This window comes from Saccharothrix coeruleofusca (assembly GCF_017876325.1).
In the GTDB taxonomy this organism is placed as follows: Bacteria; Actinomycetota; Actinomycetes; order Mycobacteriales; family Pseudonocardiaceae; genus Actinosynnema; species Actinosynnema coeruleofuscum.
On the sequence record NZ_JAGINV010000002.1, the window covers coordinates 1 to 17,157 of the forward strand.

Consider the following 17,157-nt stretch of genomic DNA (forward strand, 5'->3'; position numbering starts at 1 on the left):
GGTGTTGCGTCCGTAGTGCGGGGGCGAATGATCGCGTGCGGATAGGTGACTCTACCGTGCGCTCACCTGCATCTACCCCTGACACGGCGTGCGCTCGCAAACACAATCGTGCGCACACCACACGCTGTAGAGCGGTGATAAACGTGGGGTATCCGTTGGGACTGATCATCCTGCACACTGGACGCCCCGCGCCCCGCCGCCGCTCCTGGGGCACAGGGCAGGCGCCATAACGATCACCGCATCCTCACGATACGGGTACGGGCGTACCAGTCTCATCACGGGCGACACACCCTCACGTATACCCCCCGACAGCGACTACCCCACCAGAGTGGAATCGCTGCTCCGACAGGAGAGCCGTCTCAACTCGCCGCAGATCGCGGGCAAAAGTCGTGTTTGGGTAGCTGATCCCAGCTTCACCGCCCGACCGCCACCACCGTGGGAGCGCACGTGACCGACCTCGACCTCAGCCAGAACGCGATCCGCCGCAGAGTCGAAGCAGTCCTCCACCACAACGGCACCTGGTGCCCCACCATGGACGTCGACGCCTACCTCGGCATCGCCCGCACCAAGGCCACCATCAACGGCCACGTCCAGTACCGCATCCATCGGCTGCCGCTGCTCGGCCTCACCGACCCCGGCCTCGCACGCCTGATGCTCATGGACGCACTCGACGACGCACGCGCCGAGCGCTACCCCGGCATCTCCGGGATCTTCCTACCCTGACACCTCATCGCTCCGGTCCGGCGCAGGAACCTCCCCGATCTCGACCGGACCGGAGCGCACCCCCTCGATCCCCGCCTCGCCGTGACTCAGGTCCGGCAGCGCAGGCTGCGACGCACGCGACTCCCCCGGCTCGATGTAGCCGCGGCCGGTCAGCAGAGACCTCACGAGCAGGCGGAGCGCCCGCCGCTCGTCGTCCTCCAGCAAGGCGATCTCCTCCGCCAGCGTGCTGGAGTCACCTGACGGCTCATCGACGTAGTACCCCGCGCGGCGGAGCCACACCTCGGGCCGTTCCTTCAGGCCGCGGGCGAGCTTGGTGACGCTCTCCTCGGTGGGCCGCCAGGGCTCGTCCGGCGCCTGCGCCTTGAAGCCCGCCGTCATGTTGATGACGGTCTGCACGCTCAGGCCAGATTCCGTGGCAGCTCTGCGCGCGGACCATCGCCGCTTCTGCAGTGCTGCGGTTACGTGCTGGCTGAACGTCTTCTCCGTGCCAGGGTCGCGCTCCCCGTCGGTCATGGCCGAATGATCCCTCATGATCAGCGGCGGACCAAGCAGGGTTGCGGTTAGACAGAGTTGGACATAGATTAGACGACATGACCGAATCCCCACCCCTGAGCGGCCAGCAGGTCCGCGATGCACGCAAAGGAGCTGGCCTGAGCCTGCGCCAGCTGGCCAACCTCGCCGGACTCAGCCGCGCCACCATCCACCTCATAGAGAACGGCGCACCGATCAGCGACCGCTCCGCCGCCCGCCTACGCGCGGTCCTGCCCGACCTCAAGCCCCCCGCATCCCGGCTGGAACGGCTGGAGGCCGAAGTAACGGACCTCCGGACCCGCCTCGACGCGCTGACACAGGGCGCCGCATGACGCCCGACATCGCCACCGTTCGCCAGCTCGTCTTCGGTCGCGCCGCAGTGGAGCCCATCCAGTGCGCCTACAGCGTCGAGACAACCGCAGTCGCCTTGGGTATCCCTTCTGCCCGCGTCGCCCGGTTGATCCAGCGTGGACTCATCCGGGCCCGCCAGACCGGACGCCGTTACATCATCGCCGGGGGCACCATCCTCGAAATGCTCGACGTCGAGGAGCACGATGTCGTCCGCGACCACCGCACCCTGATCCAACCCGACGTGGCCTACAGCTACGGCGACATCGCGGTGATGCTCGACCTGTCCATCGACGCCGTGAAGCGCTTGGCCTACAACGGGCGCCTGGTCCCGGACATCGCCTGCACCCGGCCGCTGACCTCCGGCGCGGTCCTTCTGACCTACCTCAACGGCAGCGACGCCCCCATCCGGCACCGCCACTCTGCCTGACCCCTGAACAAGCCGGTGGGCCGCCATCCAGCCGGGATGCGCCCCGGTGGCGACGACCCACCACACACGAGAGGAAGCCTCGTGCAACAGCAGAGTCCCACACCCGCCACCAAGCCGTCCAAGAAGCTCACCACCACCAAGCCCGCGGCCGGGGTGCAGCGAGTGGACACCCCCAAGTCGCACTACTACACGATCAACGGCAAGCGCGTCGTCGGCGTCACCACCGCCCTGAACGCCCTGCCCAAGCCACTCACCAACTGGGCCGCCCGCACCGTCGCCACCCACGTCGTCGACCACTGGGACGAGGTGGCTGCCAACCTCGCCAGCGGCGGACGCCAGCCCACCATCAACTTCCTCACCGCCCTGCCCGACCAGACCCGCGACAGCGCGGGAGACCGCGGCACCCACGTGCACGACATCGTGTTCGAGCTGGCGCAGGACAAGCCGGTCGACGTGCCCAACGACGTCCTGCCCTACGTCCGAGGCGCGCTGGCCTACCTCGACGACTGGCAGCCCGAGACGGTGCTTGCCGAGACCGTGGTGGCGTCCTACACCCACATGTACTGCGGCACCTTGGACTCGATCCAGGACGTGCCCGGCCTGGGGCGGGTGCTGGTGGACTGGAAGACCTCGAACGGCATCTACGGCAACCACGCCCTGCAGCTCCCGGCCTACCGCTACGCCGAGGTGTACCTCGACGCCGACGGCAACGAGCACCCGATGATCGAGGTCGAGGACACGTTCATCCTGCACATCAAGCCCGACGACTACGACCTCATCCCCATCACCGCAGGCAGAGAGCAGTTCGAGGACTTCGTGCGCATCCTGGAGACCTACCGCCGGGTGGTGCAGTCGGACCGCGCGAAGAAGCTGATCGGGCAGCCGCTGGCCAAGCCGGGCGAGGTGGCCGCGTGACCGCCCCGCAGAGCAAGGTGCTGGCCGCGGTGCTGGCGGTGATGAAGGACGTCGGGGCGATCGGCAAGACCGACGAGAACAAGCACTTCGGGTTCAAGTTCCGGGGCATCGACACGGTGCTGGACCGGGTGGCCCCGCTGCTGCGCGACCACGGCGTGCTGACCCGCCCGGAGCTGCGGAACCTGCAGCACTTCCCCATCGGCAAGGACGGCTCGAAGGTCATCGTCACGGTGGCCTACGACTTCACCCACGCCGAGTCGGGCGAGACGTGGACCGCGGTGGTGCCGGGTGAGGCTAACGACCAGCAGGACAAGGCCACCTCGAAGGCCATGTCGGTGGCGTACCGCACTGCCCTGTTGCAGGCGCTGGCCATCGCCACGGGGGAGCGTGACCCGCACGCCGGGCCGCCGGTCGGTCGACGGCTGTTGCAGCTCCAGCAGCAGGTGAAGATGGCGGGCGCGAAGAAGGGGTTGGAGAGCTTCCAGCAGTTGCGCGACGACTACGCGCTCTGGTCGCAGGGTGCCGACATCGAGGCGGCCGACGAGAAGGACCTCGGCGAGTACCTGAAGCACCTGGACCCGTCCACGCACACCACGGTCCAGCGCACCCGGAACGGAGCGCGGCGATGAGGGGCTTCTTCGGTGTGGCGGTCTACCACGCGAAGCACGAGGACAACATCGGCACGCTGTGGCGGTCGGCGAAGACCTACGACGCTTCCCTGCTGGCCACGGTGGGGCGCCGCTACGAGCCGCAGGCGTCCGACACGTGCAAGGCCCCGCTGTCGGTGCCGCTGTACCACTACCCGGACTTGGACGACCTGATCGAGCACCTGCCCCAGGGCTGCCCGCTGGTCGGAGTGGAACTGGACGCGCGCGCGGTGCCGCTGCCGCAGTTCCGGCACCCGTTGCGGGCGCTGTACCTGCTGGGCGCGGAGGACCACGGCCTGCCGCCCGCCGTGCTGGAGCGCTGCCACCACGTGGTGCAGGTGCCCACCCCGCAGGCGTGGTCGCTCAACGTCGCCGTCGCGGGGTCGCTGGTGATGGCCGACCGCTACGCGAAGACCGGGAGGGCAGCGTGAGCGACGAGCGCAAGGACTACGGGCCGACCGGCTGTGTGAACAGGTCGTTCGCCCTGCTGCTGGTGCTGGCCGGGCTGTACCGGGTGGTGCGCCGTGGCCGATGACCGCATCTACGCGAGCACCGTCGAGCCCGAGGCTGGCGGTGAGGTCCGGGTGGCCGTGGACGGCTGGGGCGGCTGGAACGTGTGGGTCGACGTGGTCGGCTACCACGACGTGGGCTCCAGCGCCGACGCCGCGCTGGAGCCGCGCACCGCCCTCGGGGTGGCCCGCCGCCTGGTGGTGGCCGCGGTCGTGTGCTGGTGGCGCCGGAAGCGCGGTGCCCGATGAGCGGCGTGGTGGCGGTGCCGGTCGGGGGCAGGGTGGTGGTCGTGTGCTGCGGCCAGCACTGCCCGGCGCCGGGTGAGGCGTCGGTGTGCCGGTGTTGCGCGGAGTGCCCGACGACCGCGATCTACGCCGGGGTCAAGCCGCACGTGCGGGCTCGGGTGGCGCGGGCCGAGCGGGACGACCGGGCGCTGCTGCGCGCGGCGTTGCGTCGGGTCGAGCACGCCCTCGCCGTCGCAGCCCTGTGGGACGCGGTGCGCCGGTTCGGGTCGGCGTGGGCTCACGCGGTGGAACTGCCGCCGGAGGACTACCCGCCACAGCAGGGGGTCCTGGCATGAGGTGGTACCCGGATGGCACCCGTTCGTCCTACTCCCCGCCCGAGGTCGGCGACCTCGTCGCCTGGAACCACGCGGCGTGGCGTGTGGTCGAGGTCAATCCGGTCCCCGAGGACATGTGGACCGACGAAGAGCACCGCAATGTCAGGCTCTACAAGCCCACCGCAGGGACTCGTGTGCTCCCCGTGAGGGTCGTGCTGCGCCCGGCGCACCTCGGCGACGACGTGCGCACCCGCCACCGCGACAAGCACATCAGGCACCGCCACGGGATGGAGTGGTTCGTCTTCCCCACCGAGCACTACCCGATCTGCGCCCGCTGCCACGAACCGCTGCCCTGCCGCGAGCAGCTGGCCGCGCGCGAAGCCGAAGCCGTCATCAAGCGGATGAACCGCTACACCATGCCCGGCGTGTGCCCGTCTTGCGAACAGCCGGTCACCATCCGCACCAAGGTCCGCACCTTCGACGAAAACCTGGAGATGCCCGGCGGCCCCCCGGTGACCTTCCACGTCGGCCGCTCGAACTGCCGCTGGGACGCGGCGGCGTACGAGAAGCGGTGGGTGGCGCAGGACCCGACCAACCGGCGCACCGAGCTGAGCTGTCCCGGCACGGTCACCCGCCACAACGACCGCAGCTACGAGTGCACCGAGGGGCGCGGCTGCCGCGGCCCGGTGGCATTCCACCGGGCTTATCAGTCCTGTGGCGACAAGTCGTGCTGTCAAGGCGTCTTCGACTGCCACCCGTGGCCGGACGACGCCCTGCGGGAGGTGACCGAGTGAAGCGCTCACAGTCTCTCCGGCGCGGCAAGCCGCTGCGCCGCACCGCGTTCAAGCCCTGCGGCAGCGCGCTGCCCCGCAAGGCCAAGCCCAAGCCGGTCCGCGACAACGAGCCGTCCAAAGCGGTCAAGGACGCCGTGCTGATCCGCGACAACCTGCACTGCCAGCGCTGCGGCAAAGACCTCGCAGCCACCCGCTCGCCGTACTCCCGGCAGCACCTCTTGCCGCGCGGCCGCGGCGGGCAGAACACCATGCGGAACCTCGCGCTCGTGTGCGGCTCCGCGACCACGCCCGACATGTGCCACGACGACATCGAGCACCAGGCCCGCCGCCGCGCCACCGCCGAAGGATGGCTCGTCCCCAACGGCATCGACCCCGAGGACTGGGCGGTGCTGCGGTTCGGCCAGTACTGGGCGAAGCCCGGCGACGACGAGTGGGTGGAGGCCGAGCCACACCCGCTGCAGGTGGAGATGCTCGCCGCGCTGAACGGCGCAGCGCGCAGTCAGGGGGCGGCATGATCCCGCACCCCGACTGCACCGCAACCGTGCGCCGCCACGGCACCTACAGCGCCGCCCGCTACGGCTGCACCTGCCCCGAAGCACTGGCCGACCGGCGCCGCTACAACAAGCTGCACCACCACGGCTACGCCCAACCCCGCTGGATCGACGCCACCGGCACCCGCCGACGCCTGCAAGCCCTCTGGGCGCTCGGCTGGTCCGGCCCCCACATCGCCGACCGCCTCGGCATCACCCCCCGCGCGGTGAGCTACCTGCTGGCCGGGCAGACCGTCACCACCTCCACAGCGGACCGCGTGCGGCAGGTCTACGACGAGCTGTCCATGCACCCCGGACCGTCCGCGCGTGCTCGCGCGCTCGCGCAGAAACGCCGCTGGGTACCGCCGCTGGCGTGGGACGACGACGAGATCGACACCCCCGACGCCCGACCGCACTGCCTCATCCCCACCACCCAGATCGACGAGACCGCCGTGGAACGCGCAGTCCGGGGGGAGCGCCGCAAGGACGAGGTGCTTCCCCGCGTCGAGCGGCACGCCGCGATCCGCCGCTGCCGCCAGCTCGGTATCCCCGGCCCCGAGATCGCCCGCCGCGTGGGGGTGTCCCCGCGCACGGTCGATCGCGTGGCCGCAGCAGTTCACACCAAGACGATCAGCGCTGCTTGACCGCCGCCGCGGCCGACCGCGCCTCCATCAACAGCCTGGGAGGCCAACCACATGACCTGGTTCCGGGTCGACGACAAGTTCGCCGAGCACGCCAAGGTGCGGCGCTTGGCGAAGGACCGCGTGCCCGCGGTGGGCCTCTGGACGCTATGCGGGGTGTGGTGCGCGGACAACCTCTCGGACGGGTTCGTCCCGGAGGAGGTTGTCCGCCGCCACGACCCGCGTCTGCGCCTGGCGAAACGTCTCGTTGAGGTCACGTTGTGGCGCGAAGTTGAGCGGGAAGGGGAGTTCGGATACGAGTTTCACGAGTGGTCGGAGCACCAACCGACACGTGACGAAGTGATAACGAAGCGGCAGAAGACGGCGGCCAAGGTCCGGGCGTGGAGAGCCAAAAAGGCTGCTCAGGAGGGCGAGCAGGACGAACCGGAGATCAACGGTAACGAGGTGCGTAACCCGGTTACAAACCCGGTTAGTAACCCACCTCGTAACCCTGCCCCCGACCCGACCCGACCCGACCTAAGTACTTCTCCTAACGGAGAAGTACCCCCCTCACTTCGTTCGGGGGGTACGCGCGCGAAGCCCACCCCCAAGCCGAAGAAGACCGCGACCCCCATCCCAGACGACTTCACACCGACCCCCGAGATGATCGCCTGGGCGAGGGAGAACACCCCCAACGTCGGCCGCACCGAGACCGACGACTTCATCGACTACTGGCGCAGCAAGGGCGGCAAGGAAGCCGAGAAGGCCGACTGGCCCGCGACTTGGCGTCGGTGGATGCGCCGCTGCCAGAAGGAGTTCGAGCAGCGACGGCCGCCTCGGGTTGTCGGTGCCCAGCGGTCCACTACCTCCGAACGCGTCGCCGGATGGGACGCACTGCTGTCCGACAACGCCCGACTCCCCGCCACCGGCACCGACGGCCCGGCGCTCTACCCCGTCCCCACAGAGCCACGAGCCCTCCCGAAAGGTGAAACCCCGTGACCGTCCACGAGCAGCACGACCCGATGAGCCGCGACGAGGTCGTGCTGCTGCTGCGCACCATCGCCCACTACGACAACCGCCCGCCCTCGGTCGAAACCACCGACGCGTGGCTGATGTCCGCTCAGCTCGCGGGCTGGAAGCTCGCCGAGGCGGTGGCCGCGGTGCACCACCACTTCGCGTTCTCCACCGACTACCTCAAGCCGGGCCACATCACGGCCCTGATCCAGCAGGCCCGGCAGAAGCCGCGCATCCCGTTGGAGGCGCGCACCGTGGCGCAGGCCCTCCCCGCGCCCGAGCAGCCGCCCGCGGAGCCGGAGCGGGTGCGGTCGATCGTGGAGCAGCTGGCGAACCGGCTGGGCTGGGAACGCACCAAGCGCCCCGACCCGGCGACGTCGCCGGTGGAGTGCCCGGTGTGCCAGGCGCTCCCCGGCAAGCCGTGCGTGCGCCGCCAGCACCGCGGCCCCCACAAGGGCCGGTACGTGCCCCTGGCCAAGCCGCACCCGTCGCGTGTGGAACTGGAGCGGGGGACCACGTCGTGAGCCCGACCCGCTACGGCGACCCCGACCCGGAACCAGTCGAGGAGGCGGAGCACCACTGCCGCAACGGCTGGATCGACCGGGACGCCGACCAGCCGGTGCCGTGCCTGCTGTGCAAACCCCACCTCGACCCCGCCAAGCGCGTCCGCCTCGGCGAGTAGGCCACCCGCGCAGGACCCCGCCGTTTTGCCGCCCAGCGCCCACCAGGACGCGAGAGGAGACCAGCCCATGAGCTTGTCCAGCCAACTCGGTTCCTACGACCACCGTCCCCAGCGTGGCCTGTGCTGGATGGACGCCCGCCACGTCGTGCCCGAGGACCGCCAGGGCCGTATCCCCGAGCTGTGCTCAGACGCCTGCCACGCCCGCTGGGTCGCGCTCTACAGCCTCGACGGCGCGGTCACCCACGTGGTCACCCCGACCGGCTGGGCGCCCATCACCGCCACACCTCCGGGGGTGGTGGCCAGGCCGATCACCGAGATCCCGCCGGAGACACCGACGTCGGAGGTCGACCCGGTGCCGCCGCCGCGGCCGGTCCCTGGCTCGTGGCTGCCCTTCCGGGGTCGGGTGTCGTAGCCCGCTCTCGTGTTTCGTGGCGTAGCTGTGCGCCGCTTGTGTGTCGTGGCGGGCTGGCCTTCTTTGCCGAGGTCAGCCCGCCTTCTGCTTGGAATCAGGGGGGTTTGAAAGCCAACTGGGGTGCCGCACAGGGTTGTGATTAGACGAGATTAGACGTAGATTGGACGCACGCGAACGCCACTCCGTCCCTCGGGAGTCCTCATGACCAACACCCACCCCGCCCCCCAACCGCCCGCCACCACGTTCTTGATCGACAACGGCGGCCACGTCTGGCGCGACCTCGGCAACGACCTGCTCGTCATCCACGAGTTCGACGGCGCCCCCGTCCCGGACGGCGCGATGCCGCGGCGGCGCGAGTTCGTCGCCCGCGTCTGGGGCCCGCTGACCCCGCGCACCGAGGCGGGTGCGTGATGCCGGAGAAGCCGAAGACCCTGCGCGGCTACGACCAGCCGATCCAGGACGCGCACGCCCGCGTCTTTGCCGTCCTCCACCGCGACACCCCCACCACCAACACCGAGTGGATCGCCTACTACCGGGACCTGATCGCGGCCCGCGAGGATCTGCGGGACCTGTACGACCAGGCCGGTCGGGTGGCCCGCCCGGTCGGCGGGGCGGTGTGGCACGCGTTCGACGACGCCACCGCTTATCAGGACACCCGCATCCAGGACGCGCAGGTGCGCATCAACCGCCTGCTGCGCACCCAGCCCAAGGAGTCGTGATGGCCAAGCCGACCACCCTCGCCGACTTCGAGGCCGCCCACCAGGCCGCCGCCCGCCGCGTCGCCGAGGTGTCCCACCGCGAGCCCATCACCCCCGCCGAGCGTGTCGCCTGGTGTCGGGACCTGATCGCCGCCTACGAGCAGCTGCGGCAGGTCTACCGCGACGCGGTGCGCGTGATCCCGGTCCGCAGCGACAAGTCCTCGGACGCCGGTCTGCTGTGGAACGCGGTCTGGGACGCGGGCGAGTACTGCGCCTACAAGATCCGCGACGCGCGGGAGTTGCTGGAGTCCATCCAGCGGGCCTTCCCGGAGGAGTCATGACGACCACCGCCTCGCGTCCGGCCCCGCTGGTGGGTCACCGCGCCGCTGTCCTGATCACTGCTGAGCGCTGCTCGAAGCCGGTGTCGCGCCGCCTGGTGCGGGCCCGTGAGAACCGCGACTGGCGGCGCACCGCCCGCGCCGAGTTGGCCGCCCTGCACCTGAGGAGCACCCGATGACGACCACGACCACGACCAGCGTGTACTTCGAGCAGATCCACGACGACGGGGCGACCGGTGTCATCGGCACCGCCAAGGTCCCCACCGGGACGCCCTCCACGATGCTGCTCAACGCCCGCTGCCAGCTGGCGGAGCTGCTGCGGGAGAAGTTCTTCGCCCAGCCGGGCCGGTTCCGGTACACGGTGGGCGCTCCGGGGGCCTACGAGTCGCGGGTGGAGTCGTGGGACGGCCACACGCTGGTGTGGTGCGAGCACGTGTCGGGTGAGGGCTACTGCGGCGGTTTCGGCTGCGCGGGTGGCACGGACCCGGACCCGCTCCCGACCTTGGTGCGCGCGGATGACGCGCTGCTGACCCGCTTGGGCGGCAGGGACTCCGCCCGGCCCGAGTTGGGGGACGACGCGTTGGCGGAGCTGCTGCTGGCGTGGCGGCGTGAGATCGACGCCCGCCCGGTGGGTGAGCTGCTGGACACCGACACGGCGCTGGCCCTGGTGTCTCCCGAGGAGGACACCGGCGGGTTGGGGGTCTTCCGGGGGATCGCGGTCGGGCTGCTGCTGACCGCCGCCCTGGTGCTGCTGGTCGCCCTGGGGTGGTGGGCGTGGTGACCGTCTACGACCTGGCCCCGTTCGCCGAGGACGGCGTCCGCCCCGACAGCCCCACCCAGCAGTGGCGCTTCCCCATCATCAGCCACCCCTACCCGCGCTGGAACTACATCACCGCCCTCGTCGTCCACGACCACGAAGCGCTGTGGACCGCCGTGATGCCCAGCGACGCCGAACTCGCCGTGGTCGCCTCGTTCCACGACGAGTACATGACCCGCTGGTACAACCCCGGCTACCGCGCCCGCATGGCCGACAAGTACCCCTTCGACGTGGACGGCGGCGCGAACGGCCGCTACCTGCTCAAGGTCGCCGACGGCAACTGGAAGTACCGCAAGCGCACCTGGGACCACGGGCCGTGGCCGTTCCGCGACGACGAGCCGATGGACCTGCTGCCGCTGCTGGACCGCATCCACACCATCGGCGGCGAGCCCATGCCGCACTGGACGGAGTGGAAGTCCCGGCACGCCGACGTGTTTGCGGCGGTGACCCGGTGACCGGGCAGGCCCGGCGCGGGGACGTCGTCCGCGTCCACCCCCACACCATCCGCGACGGCCGCGACCTCGGCGGCACCCTCCTCACCACCACCACGGACGGCGACCGCGAGGCGGACTTCACCGAGTACACCGGCGGCCCCGTCATCCACCTGCCCCTGGCTGCTGTGGACCTCGTGTTCCACCAGGGGGCGTGATGGGCCGCAAGAACCGCCGCCACCCGCGAGAGCGTCTGCTACCGGCAGTGCGGCTACACCGCCCCCACCGAACTGCTCGACCGCCACGAGCGCGAGGACCACGCCCCGTGCGACGTGTGCGGCCAGACGCCCCACCACCCCTACCCGGTCGCCCACCTGGACAGCTGCACGCGCCTGGCCGAGATCCGGGCGTTCGAGGCCGCGTGGACCCCGGCGGAGCCGCCCCTGGCCGTCGAAGACCCCCGATGACCGACTCCACCGAGCGTCGGGTGGCCGTGCCGCACAGCGCGGCCACCCGCGCCGTGACCGCGCTGGTGTCGTCGTCCTTCCCCGGCGGCGACACACCCCACCCCCAGACCTCTGCCGCTGCCGCGGCGTAAGGAGCCGACATGACCAGCACGATCCAGCGGGAGCTGAGCGAGCAGGCCCCTCTGCGCGCCGCCCGCATCCCCCTCACCAAGATCCGCGTTCACCCCCGCAACCTGCGCACCGACCTCGGTGACCTCACCGACCTGGCCGCGTCCCTGGCCGAGGACGGCCAGCACCAGCCCGCCAACGTGCACCGCAAGGGCGACTACTTCGAGTTGCTGGACGGGCACCGCCGCTACGGGGCGTCGATCATCGCCCGGCGGCGCACGTTGGACTGCATCGTCGTGCCCACCCGCAGCGACGCCGACGCGATCCAGGGCATGTTGGCGACCGCGCTGCACGCCCGCCAGCTCGACCCGACCGAACGCGCTCGCGGGGTGAACGCCCTCGTTGACGAGTTCGGGTTGAGCGTGTCCGAGGTGGCGTCGCGGCTGGGTGTGAGCGCGGCGACGGTGTACCGGTGGCGCACCGCCAGCGAGGAGGAGCCGGTCGAGGAGGCCGCTCCGGAGCGGCCGGTGGGGTGCGTGCGGCCGAAGCGTGCGCCGCGCGTGGTGGCCGTCAGCAAGGTCGCTGACCTGGCTGCCCGGTGGGCCGACCGGTGCGCGGGCGGGTTGTCCGCTGTGGAGGCGGAGGCGTTGCTGGCTGAGGTGCGCGCGCTGGCTACTGGGGGTGCGCGGTGACCGCCCGCCCCACCGACACCCCGACCGCTGTGCTGTGCGGCAGCGTGACCCGTGCCGTGGCAGCGTTGGACGCCGCCGAGCGGCACTACCTGGCGCAGGGCTACACCGTGCACAAGCCCGTCGCCGATCCGAGCAGGTCGCCCGAGGAGCACGCGGAGCGCTGGTACGCGCTGATCGACACCGCTGACGTGGTCGTGGCCTGTCGACACATCGGCGCGCAGTTCGGCTCACAGACCCAAGCCGAGGTCGGGTACGCGACCTCGCGGGGGAAGGAAGTCCTGTTCTACCGCCACGGCCTGCGTGAGGAGCGTGCATCGTGACGCCCCCTGAGCAGCCCGAGGTGCGTCTCAGCCCTGACGGTCGTCTGATCGCCTACTGCCGGTCGCAGAAGCACGGTCTGTGGCGCAAGTCCGACGGCTATGACTGCGAGGCCGAGGACGTGGCCGGCTGGACGCTGCTGGTGCCTGCCGTGTCGCCCGCCCCCGACACCGACCTGCGCGAGCAGATCGAGATGCGGCTGGCCTGGACGCCCTACCGGGACGTCGAACACGCTCGCAGCGAGGTCGTTGACGCCGTGCTGCCGCTGCTGGCCGAGCGGGACGCCGAGATCCAGCGGCTCACGGAGCGCGTCGCCGAGCAGCACGACATCAACCAGGGCTGGGCGCGGTACGGCGAGCGGGTCAAGGCCGACCGGGCGCGGTACGGCGACATGCTGATCGACGCCCTCGGCATTACCGAGCGGGTCGGGCGGTGGTTCGAGCATCTGGTGCCGCAGGCGTGCGCGGAGATCGCCCGGCTGCGCGCCGAGCGGGACGAGGCGCGCGCCGAGGTGGAGCGGCTGCACCTGGAGGTCCAGGCCCACCAGGTCAGCGAGGGCTACGAGCGCGGCCACGAGCACGGGGTGCAGGCCGGGCTGGCTGCTGCGGCCCGGTCCGCCCCCGCTGCGGACCCGGCACCCGTAGCGGAAAGGCAGTGGGGCGTCCGGATCGACGGCAGCAGCGTGCAGCGCTTCGACACCGAGGCGGAAGCCCGGTCGTGGATGGAGTGGACCGCGCCGCGCGCCGACCAGAGCGTGTTCGAGGTCGTGACCCGCATGACGACGCCATGGCAGGCCGCCGTGTCGGTGGCCCCGGCGGAGCCGTCCGAGCTGGAGGAGTACGCCGCCACGCTCGTCCTCGACCACGCCCGCCACATCACAGACCAGGCGGTGCGCGAGATGGCCCCGGAGCACCTCGGCCGCGAGATCACCGACGAGGAGGCCAAAGCCGTCCACGACCTGGTGGCCACGGCTGACCTGACCGTGGAGTGGAGCAGGCCCGCTGTCACCCACCCCAAACCCACCCCAAACACCCCGCCCGCCGACCTCGCCGGACTGGCCGCACGCGACCACCTCACCGCCTGCACCGGGCACGGCTGCTGCGACGACTACAACGACGACCTCATCCCCGGACAACCCGACATCAAGGAGCCGTGATGCAGCCCTACCTCGTTGGCGCTGGAGTCGCTATCGGCATCGGCTACTTGCTCTGCCTTGTCGCCGACCGGGAAATCCGGGAAGCGACCATCAAGACCCTGTGGATGCTCGCGGTCGGCCCGTTCTACCTGACCGCGACACTGCTGGTGTGGGCTTGGGCCAGAGTCCCCGGCCACAACCGGGTGACGTGGTTCCGAGGTCGGAAGCTCACCGTGGATGGCCTGTACCGGTTTGCTCACCGCGCCCGTTCCGACTGGCAGGGCGGCGGGGCGTGGGTCGTCACGTGGCGCAAGGGCGCGGTTGTCGTGCTCCGCGCGCAGAAGCCGCCCGCCGTCGAGGACGCCGCCGACCAGCACCGCGCCGACACCCTCCGCCCCACCACCGAGAGGACCCACCCGTGACCAGCCAGCCCGAGCAGGGCCCGGTCGGGTGGCTCGTCGCCCGCCTCCTCGACGGGGAGTTCACGGACGCCACCGCCTACACCACCCTGCCCGCCGCCCACGCCCACCACGAATCCACCCCCGACGGCGAGGGGTGGGGCCTGTACGAATTCCGCGAGGTGACCCCATGACCACCAACCCCACCCCCGCATGGTCGCTGGCCGACCTGCCCGACACCGCCGCCAGCATCGTCACCAACCTGCGCGCCCACGGCTTCGACGCCGAACACGGCCAGATGCGCCAGGTGCTCAACCTCGCCGAAGAGGTCGGCGAGTTCGTCGGCGCCTACCGCCGCTGGGCCGGACACGCCCGCCGCACGGGCACCGCCGAGGAGATGCACGCCGAGCTGGCCGACGTGGTCATCACCGCGTTCGTCACCGCGCAGGAACTCGGCGTGGACCTGGAAGCGCTCATCGGCCAGAAGCTGGCCGTGGTGTTCAGCCGCGGCTGGCGGGAGGTATCCGCGTGACCACCGTGATCGGCCTCGACCTGTCCCTCACCGCCACCGGCATCGCCTACCCCGACGGCACCACCCGCACCATCAAAACCCGGCCCGCCGACGGCGACCGGCGCCTGCTCCACATCCAGGCCGCCATCGCCGACGCCCTCACCCCCACCACCACGCTCGCGGTGCTGGAGGACCTGCCCACCCACGCCCACTCCGCCGGGATCACCGGCATGGTCCACGGCGCGGTGCGGGCGCTGCTGCTCGACCAGCAGGTGCCCTACGCGCTGGTCGCCCCGGCCACGCTCAAGGCGTACGCCACCGGCAAGGGCAGCGGGGACAAGACGGCGATGGCGTTGGCGGCGTTCAAGCGCGCCGGGGTGGAGTTCGGCGACGACAACCAGTGCGACGCCTGGTGGCTGCGCGCCGCGGGCCTGGACAGGTTGGGGGTGGCGTTGTTCCCGCTTCCCGCCGACCAGCGGGCGCGGCTGGACAAGGCCCGCTGGCCCGAGCTCACGGTGGCGGTGACGTCGTGAGCCGCGGGTCGGACGAGCTGTTCCGCGGCGGGGTCACCGCCACCGTGTGGACCAGCGACGCCGAACAAGCCTTCCGGCAGCGGGAACGCCACCGCGCCACCCGCGCCGTCGCCGCCCTCGCCCGCGACGCCGACGACTGCGCCTTGCTGCTCGACGCCCTCGGCCTCGACCCCGCCGAAGGCAAAACCCACCCCCAGTAGCCGTGGTGGGCCCGCCCGAGCCGCCAAGCACAGCGGGCCCACCACCACCCCCGACCGATCCCGCGACCGTCAGGAGTGATCCCATGCTGCACCACCAGTACCCGCGCCACGCACCCACGTCCCCGAGCTCCTCCGGCACCGACTGGCGTCACCGTGCCGCCTGCCGCGACGAAGACCCCGAGCTGCATTTCCCGGTCGGTTCGTCGGGTCCGGCGCTGCTGCAGATCGAGGACGCCAAGACCGTATGCCGCCGCTGCCCCGTCACCGCCGACTGCCTCGCGTGGGCGCTGGAGAGCGGTCAGGACCACGGGGTGTGGGGTGGCCTGTCGGAGGGTGAGCGCCGCGCGTTGAAGCGCCACCAGGCCCGCACGGCGCAGCCCGCCACGGAGGCGTCATGACGACCACGGGACTCACCGCCTGCCTGGTGTTCGCCGCCCTGCTGGTCGCCCACCACCTCGGCGACCACTGGATCCAAACCCACCACCAGGCCATCACCAAAGGCCAACGCACCCGCGCCGGGCAGTGGGCGTGCGCCCGGCACGTCGCCACCTACACCCTCGCCACCACGGGCGCGGTGCTGCTCGTCACCGCCCTGCCCCTGGGCGCCGACGTCAGCGGATGGGGGTTGCTGGCCGGGCAAGCCTGGTCGGCGGTCACGCACTACGTGATCGACCGACGCTGGACCCTGGCCCTGCTCGCCGACCTGGTGGGCAAACGCGCCTACCACGACCTCGGGGAAACGCGCGGCTACCGGGTGCACGCCTACGCCACCCGACCCACCGGGGTGGGGGCGCGGCACGCCCTGGTCGAGCCCGAGCTGGTGCAGCTCGACAACCCGCCCGCAACGACCGGCGCCACCAGCCTGGATCAGGCCGCGCACTGGGCGATGCTCGGGGTGGCGGCGTTGTGGACGGCGCTGCTGTGACCGCGGGTAGGGTCCGGCCCATGACCGCACCAGCCCTGCAGAAGCCGTGGGAGCCGATCCGCAACCCCGACCAGCTCGACCACACCGGCAAGGTATTCGTCGAGGCCGGGGCTCCTGGGGCGGTGCGGGTGGGCGGCCGGTGGCACGTCCTGGCCGACGGGCGGGTGCTGCACGAGACCCCGGCGGGCACGTGGCAGCCGTCGGTGCACACCGCCGAGCAGCTGGCAGACCCGACGCGGTTCACCCCCGCCACCGCCTGACCCCGAACACGTCTGTGCCCCCGTCGACTTCGCCACGACGGGGGCACAGCACTGCATGGGGTCAGTTGGCGTAGGCGATCTTCTGGCCGCGGGCCTTGGCGGCGTCGCTCCAGCCGGTGAACCCCATGGCCTTGGCGCGCTGGGTCATCGCCTCGACCTCGGGCCATACCCGCTCCCACAGGGCGTCGGCGCGCTCCCGGCGCTGGCGCAGCACCTCGTCGTCGTCGCCGGGCTGCACCTCGGGGTGGCCTTCGTTGGCCATGAGGTAGGCGGCGTGGTTCATGGCGCTGACCGCGCGTCCGTCGCCGATGGAGAGGCTGTAGTCGAACTCGGGGGCGGTCATGCCGCTGGTGGTGCGGGCGCGGGCGCGTAGGACGGCGGCGGTGTCGATCACGGGGTGCTCCTTGAGGACGGCTTCGATGGTGTTGCGCGAGACGCCGGTGAGTTGGTGGATGCGGTGCTTGGTGAGTCCGGCTTGGAGGGCTTGGAGGATGCGGGCGTCGCGGTCGCGGGTGATGCGCTGCCACTCCAGGAGGTTGTGTTCGGCGTGCTCGGTGCTGGTCATGCACCCACCCTAGTTGCAATGTTTTGAACAGTCAAGCTTGATTGTT

General features: G+C 71.1%; 37 protein-coding genes. 35 read left to right on the forward strand and 2 right to left on the reverse strand.

What is annotated here, in order from left to right:
* Positions 1-447: 447 nt before the first annotated feature.
* A complete protein-coding gene (locus JOF41_RS36010; protein ID WP_209624700.1) occupies positions 448-723 on the forward strand; it encodes a hypothetical protein in 276 nt (91 codons plus the stop codon).
* On the opposite strand, the gene JOF41_RS36015 is transcribed toward JOF41_RS36010, so the two are convergent.
* Positions 715-1,236 (reverse strand): hypothetical protein, encoded by a 522-nt coding sequence (locus JOF41_RS36015; protein ID WP_209624702.1) that lies wholly within the window; start codon positions 1,234-1,236, stop codon positions 715-717. The two genes, JOF41_RS36010 and JOF41_RS36015, sit on opposite strands and share 9 nt — an antisense overlap.
* 77 nt (positions 1,237-1,313) lie before the next feature.
* Here JOF41_RS36015 and JOF41_RS36020 point away from each other — a divergent pair, with 77 nt between their 5' ends.
* The 34 genes from JOF41_RS36020 (at position 1,314) to JOF41_RS36175 (ending at position 16,546) form a co-directional block, all read left to right on the forward strand.
* Positions 1,314-1,586 (forward strand): helix-turn-helix domain-containing protein, encoded by a 273-nt coding sequence (locus tag JOF41_RS36020; protein WP_209624704.1) that lies wholly within the window; start codon positions 1,314-1,316, stop codon positions 1,584-1,586.
* Entirely contained in the window at positions 1,583-2,032 is a 450-nt protein-coding gene (locus tag JOF41_RS36025) for a helix-turn-helix domain-containing protein (RefSeq protein ID WP_209624706.1), read from the forward strand. Before JOF41_RS36020 ends, JOF41_RS36025 begins: the two co-directional genes overlap by 4 nt.
* 81 nt (positions 2,033-2,113) lie before the next feature.
* Positions 2,114-2,947, forward strand: coding sequence for a hypothetical protein (locus JOF41_RS36030; RefSeq protein WP_209624709.1), 834 nt, complete (start codon positions 2,114-2,116; stop codon positions 2,945-2,947).
* Positions 2,944-3,576, forward strand: coding sequence for an ERF family protein (locus tag JOF41_RS36035; protein WP_209624711.1), 633 nt, complete (start codon positions 2,944-2,946; stop codon positions 3,574-3,576). The genes JOF41_RS36030 and JOF41_RS36035 overlap by 4 nt, the downstream gene beginning before the upstream one ends.
* Positions 3,573-4,025 (forward strand): RNA methyltransferase, encoded by a 453-nt coding sequence (locus tag JOF41_RS36040; RefSeq protein ID WP_209624713.1) that lies wholly within the window; start codon positions 3,573-3,575, stop codon positions 4,023-4,025. Before JOF41_RS36035 ends, JOF41_RS36040 begins: the two co-directional genes overlap by 4 nt.
* Before the next feature lie 93 nt (positions 4,026-4,118).
* Positions 4,119-4,352 (forward strand): hypothetical protein, encoded by a 234-nt coding sequence (locus tag JOF41_RS36045; protein WP_209624715.1) that lies wholly within the window; start codon positions 4,119-4,121, stop codon positions 4,350-4,352.
* A complete protein-coding gene (locus tag JOF41_RS36050) occupies positions 4,349-4,684 on the forward strand; it encodes a hypothetical protein (RefSeq protein ID WP_209624717.1) in 336 nt (111 codons plus the stop codon). The genes JOF41_RS36045 and JOF41_RS36050 overlap by 4 nt, the downstream gene beginning before the upstream one ends.
* Positions 4,681-5,457: a hypothetical protein gene (locus tag JOF41_RS36055; RefSeq protein WP_209624719.1), complete on the forward strand. Its 777-nt coding sequence runs from the start codon at positions 4,681-4,683 to the stop codon at positions 5,455-5,457. The genes JOF41_RS36050 and JOF41_RS36055 overlap by 4 nt, the downstream gene beginning before the upstream one ends.
* A complete protein-coding gene (locus tag JOF41_RS36060) occupies positions 5,454-5,972 on the forward strand; it encodes an HNH endonuclease (RefSeq protein WP_209624720.1) in 519 nt (172 codons plus the stop codon). The genes JOF41_RS36055 and JOF41_RS36060 overlap by 4 nt, the downstream gene beginning before the upstream one ends.
* On the forward strand, positions 5,969-6,631 hold the full coding sequence (locus JOF41_RS36065; RefSeq protein ID WP_209624722.1) for a helix-turn-helix domain-containing protein: 663 nt from the start codon (positions 5,969-5,971) through the stop codon (positions 6,629-6,631). The genes JOF41_RS36060 and JOF41_RS36065 overlap by 4 nt, the downstream gene beginning before the upstream one ends.
* 51 nt (positions 6,632-6,682) lie before the next feature.
* Positions 6,683-7,606 carry a hypothetical protein gene (locus JOF41_RS36070; RefSeq protein ID WP_209624724.1) on the forward strand — a complete coding sequence of 308 codons (924 nt, stop codon included), beginning with the start codon at positions 6,683-6,685 and terminating at the stop codon, positions 7,604-7,606.
* Positions 7,603-8,145 (forward strand): zinc finger domain-containing protein, encoded by a 543-nt coding sequence (locus tag JOF41_RS36075; RefSeq protein ID WP_209624726.1) that lies wholly within the window; start codon positions 7,603-7,605, stop codon positions 8,143-8,145. The genes JOF41_RS36070 and JOF41_RS36075 overlap by 4 nt, the downstream gene beginning before the upstream one ends.
* Entirely contained in the window at positions 8,142-8,303 is a 162-nt protein-coding gene (locus JOF41_RS36080) for a hypothetical protein (RefSeq protein WP_209624728.1), read from the forward strand. The genes JOF41_RS36075 and JOF41_RS36080 overlap by 4 nt, the downstream gene beginning before the upstream one ends.
* Before the next feature lie 67 nt (positions 8,304-8,370).
* Positions 8,371-8,715, forward strand: a complete 345-nt coding sequence (locus JOF41_RS36085; RefSeq protein ID WP_209624730.1) for a hypothetical protein — start codon at positions 8,371-8,373, stop codon at positions 8,713-8,715.
* Positions 8,716-8,916: 201 nt separating this feature from the next.
* A complete protein-coding gene (locus tag JOF41_RS36090) occupies positions 8,917-9,126 on the forward strand; it encodes a hypothetical protein (RefSeq protein WP_209624732.1) in 210 nt (69 codons plus the stop codon).
* Positions 9,126-9,434: a hypothetical protein gene (locus JOF41_RS36095; protein WP_209624734.1), complete on the forward strand. Its 309-nt coding sequence runs from the start codon at positions 9,126-9,128 to the stop codon at positions 9,432-9,434. Before JOF41_RS36090 ends, JOF41_RS36095 begins: the two co-directional genes overlap by 1 nt.
* A complete protein-coding gene (locus JOF41_RS36100; RefSeq protein WP_209624736.1) occupies positions 9,434-9,754 on the forward strand; it encodes a hypothetical protein in 321 nt (106 codons plus the stop codon). The genes JOF41_RS36095 and JOF41_RS36100 overlap by 1 nt, the downstream gene beginning before the upstream one ends.
* Positions 9,751-9,930, forward strand: a complete 180-nt coding sequence (locus JOF41_RS36105; protein WP_209624738.1) for a hypothetical protein — start codon at positions 9,751-9,753, stop codon at positions 9,928-9,930. The genes JOF41_RS36100 and JOF41_RS36105 overlap by 4 nt, the downstream gene beginning before the upstream one ends.
* Positions 9,927-10,532 carry a hypothetical protein gene (locus JOF41_RS36110; protein WP_209624740.1) on the forward strand — a complete coding sequence of 202 codons (606 nt, stop codon included), beginning with the start codon at positions 9,927-9,929 and terminating at the stop codon, positions 10,530-10,532. Before JOF41_RS36105 ends, JOF41_RS36110 begins: the two co-directional genes overlap by 4 nt.
* Positions 10,529-11,023 (forward strand): hypothetical protein, encoded by a 495-nt coding sequence (locus tag JOF41_RS36115; protein WP_209624742.1) that lies wholly within the window; start codon positions 10,529-10,531, stop codon positions 11,021-11,023. The genes JOF41_RS36110 and JOF41_RS36115 overlap by 4 nt, the downstream gene beginning before the upstream one ends.
* Positions 11,020-11,217 carry a hypothetical protein gene (locus JOF41_RS36120; RefSeq protein ID WP_209624744.1) on the forward strand — a complete coding sequence of 66 codons (198 nt, stop codon included), beginning with the start codon at positions 11,020-11,022 and terminating at the stop codon, positions 11,215-11,217. Before JOF41_RS36115 ends, JOF41_RS36120 begins: the two co-directional genes overlap by 4 nt.
* A 114-nt stretch (positions 11,218-11,331) precedes the next feature.
* On the forward strand, positions 11,332-11,466 hold the full coding sequence (locus JOF41_RS38050) for a hypothetical protein (RefSeq protein ID WP_276516029.1): 135 nt from the start codon (positions 11,332-11,334) through the stop codon (positions 11,464-11,466).
* A complete protein-coding gene (locus tag JOF41_RS38055) occupies positions 11,463-11,597 on the forward strand; it encodes a hypothetical protein (protein ID WP_276516030.1) in 135 nt (44 codons plus the stop codon). The genes JOF41_RS38050 and JOF41_RS38055 overlap by 4 nt, the downstream gene beginning before the upstream one ends.
* Positions 11,598-11,606: 9 nt before the next feature.
* Positions 11,607-12,266: a ParB/RepB/Spo0J family partition protein gene (locus tag JOF41_RS36125; RefSeq protein ID WP_209624746.1), complete on the forward strand. Its 660-nt coding sequence runs from the start codon at positions 11,607-11,609 to the stop codon at positions 12,264-12,266.
* Complete coding sequence (locus JOF41_RS36130; protein WP_209624748.1) at positions 12,263-12,586, forward strand: TIR domain-containing protein; 324 nt, start codon at positions 12,263-12,265, stop codon at positions 12,584-12,586. Before JOF41_RS36125 ends, JOF41_RS36130 begins: the two co-directional genes overlap by 4 nt.
* Positions 12,583-13,740 (forward strand): hypothetical protein, encoded by a 1,158-nt coding sequence (locus JOF41_RS36135; RefSeq protein WP_209624751.1) that lies wholly within the window; start codon positions 12,583-12,585, stop codon positions 13,738-13,740. The genes JOF41_RS36130 and JOF41_RS36135 overlap by 4 nt, the downstream gene beginning before the upstream one ends.
* Positions 13,740-14,141: a hypothetical protein gene (locus JOF41_RS36140; protein WP_209624753.1), complete on the forward strand. Its 402-nt coding sequence runs from the start codon at positions 13,740-13,742 to the stop codon at positions 14,139-14,141. The genes JOF41_RS36135 and JOF41_RS36140 overlap by 1 nt, the downstream gene beginning before the upstream one ends.
* Positions 14,138-14,311, forward strand: coding sequence for a hypothetical protein (locus JOF41_RS36145; RefSeq protein WP_209624755.1), 174 nt, complete (start codon positions 14,138-14,140; stop codon positions 14,309-14,311). Before JOF41_RS36140 ends, JOF41_RS36145 begins: the two co-directional genes overlap by 4 nt.
* Positions 14,308-14,649, forward strand: a complete 342-nt coding sequence (locus JOF41_RS36150; protein ID WP_209624757.1) for a MazG nucleotide pyrophosphohydrolase domain-containing protein — start codon at positions 14,308-14,310, stop codon at positions 14,647-14,649. The genes JOF41_RS36145 and JOF41_RS36150 overlap by 4 nt, the downstream gene beginning before the upstream one ends.
* Positions 14,646-15,161, forward strand: a complete 516-nt coding sequence (locus JOF41_RS36155; RefSeq protein ID WP_209624759.1) for a RuvC family protein — start codon at positions 14,646-14,648, stop codon at positions 15,159-15,161. Before JOF41_RS36150 ends, JOF41_RS36155 begins: the two co-directional genes overlap by 4 nt.
* Positions 15,158-15,361: a hypothetical protein gene (locus tag JOF41_RS36160; RefSeq protein WP_209624890.1), complete on the forward strand. Its 204-nt coding sequence runs from the start codon at positions 15,158-15,160 to the stop codon at positions 15,359-15,361. The genes JOF41_RS36155 and JOF41_RS36160 overlap by 4 nt, the downstream gene beginning before the upstream one ends.
* 83 nt (positions 15,362-15,444) lie before the next feature.
* Positions 15,445-15,759, forward strand: coding sequence for a WhiB family transcriptional regulator (locus tag JOF41_RS36165; RefSeq protein WP_209624761.1), 315 nt, complete (start codon positions 15,445-15,447; stop codon positions 15,757-15,759).
* Complete coding sequence (locus JOF41_RS36170; protein ID WP_209624763.1) at positions 15,756-16,286, forward strand: DUF3307 domain-containing protein; 531 nt, start codon at positions 15,756-15,758, stop codon at positions 16,284-16,286. Before JOF41_RS36165 ends, JOF41_RS36170 begins: the two co-directional genes overlap by 4 nt.
* 20 nt (positions 16,287-16,306) lie before the next feature.
* Positions 16,307-16,546: a hypothetical protein gene (locus JOF41_RS36175; RefSeq protein WP_209624765.1), complete on the forward strand. Its 240-nt coding sequence runs from the start codon at positions 16,307-16,309 to the stop codon at positions 16,544-16,546.
* Positions 16,547-16,607: 61 nt separating this feature from the next.
* On the opposite strand, the gene JOF41_RS36180 is transcribed toward JOF41_RS36175, so the two are convergent.
* Positions 16,608-17,111, reverse strand: coding sequence for a DUF6003 family protein (locus JOF41_RS36180; RefSeq protein WP_209624767.1), 504 nt, complete (start codon positions 17,109-17,111; stop codon positions 16,608-16,610).
* Positions 17,112-17,157: the final 46 nt, after the last annotated feature.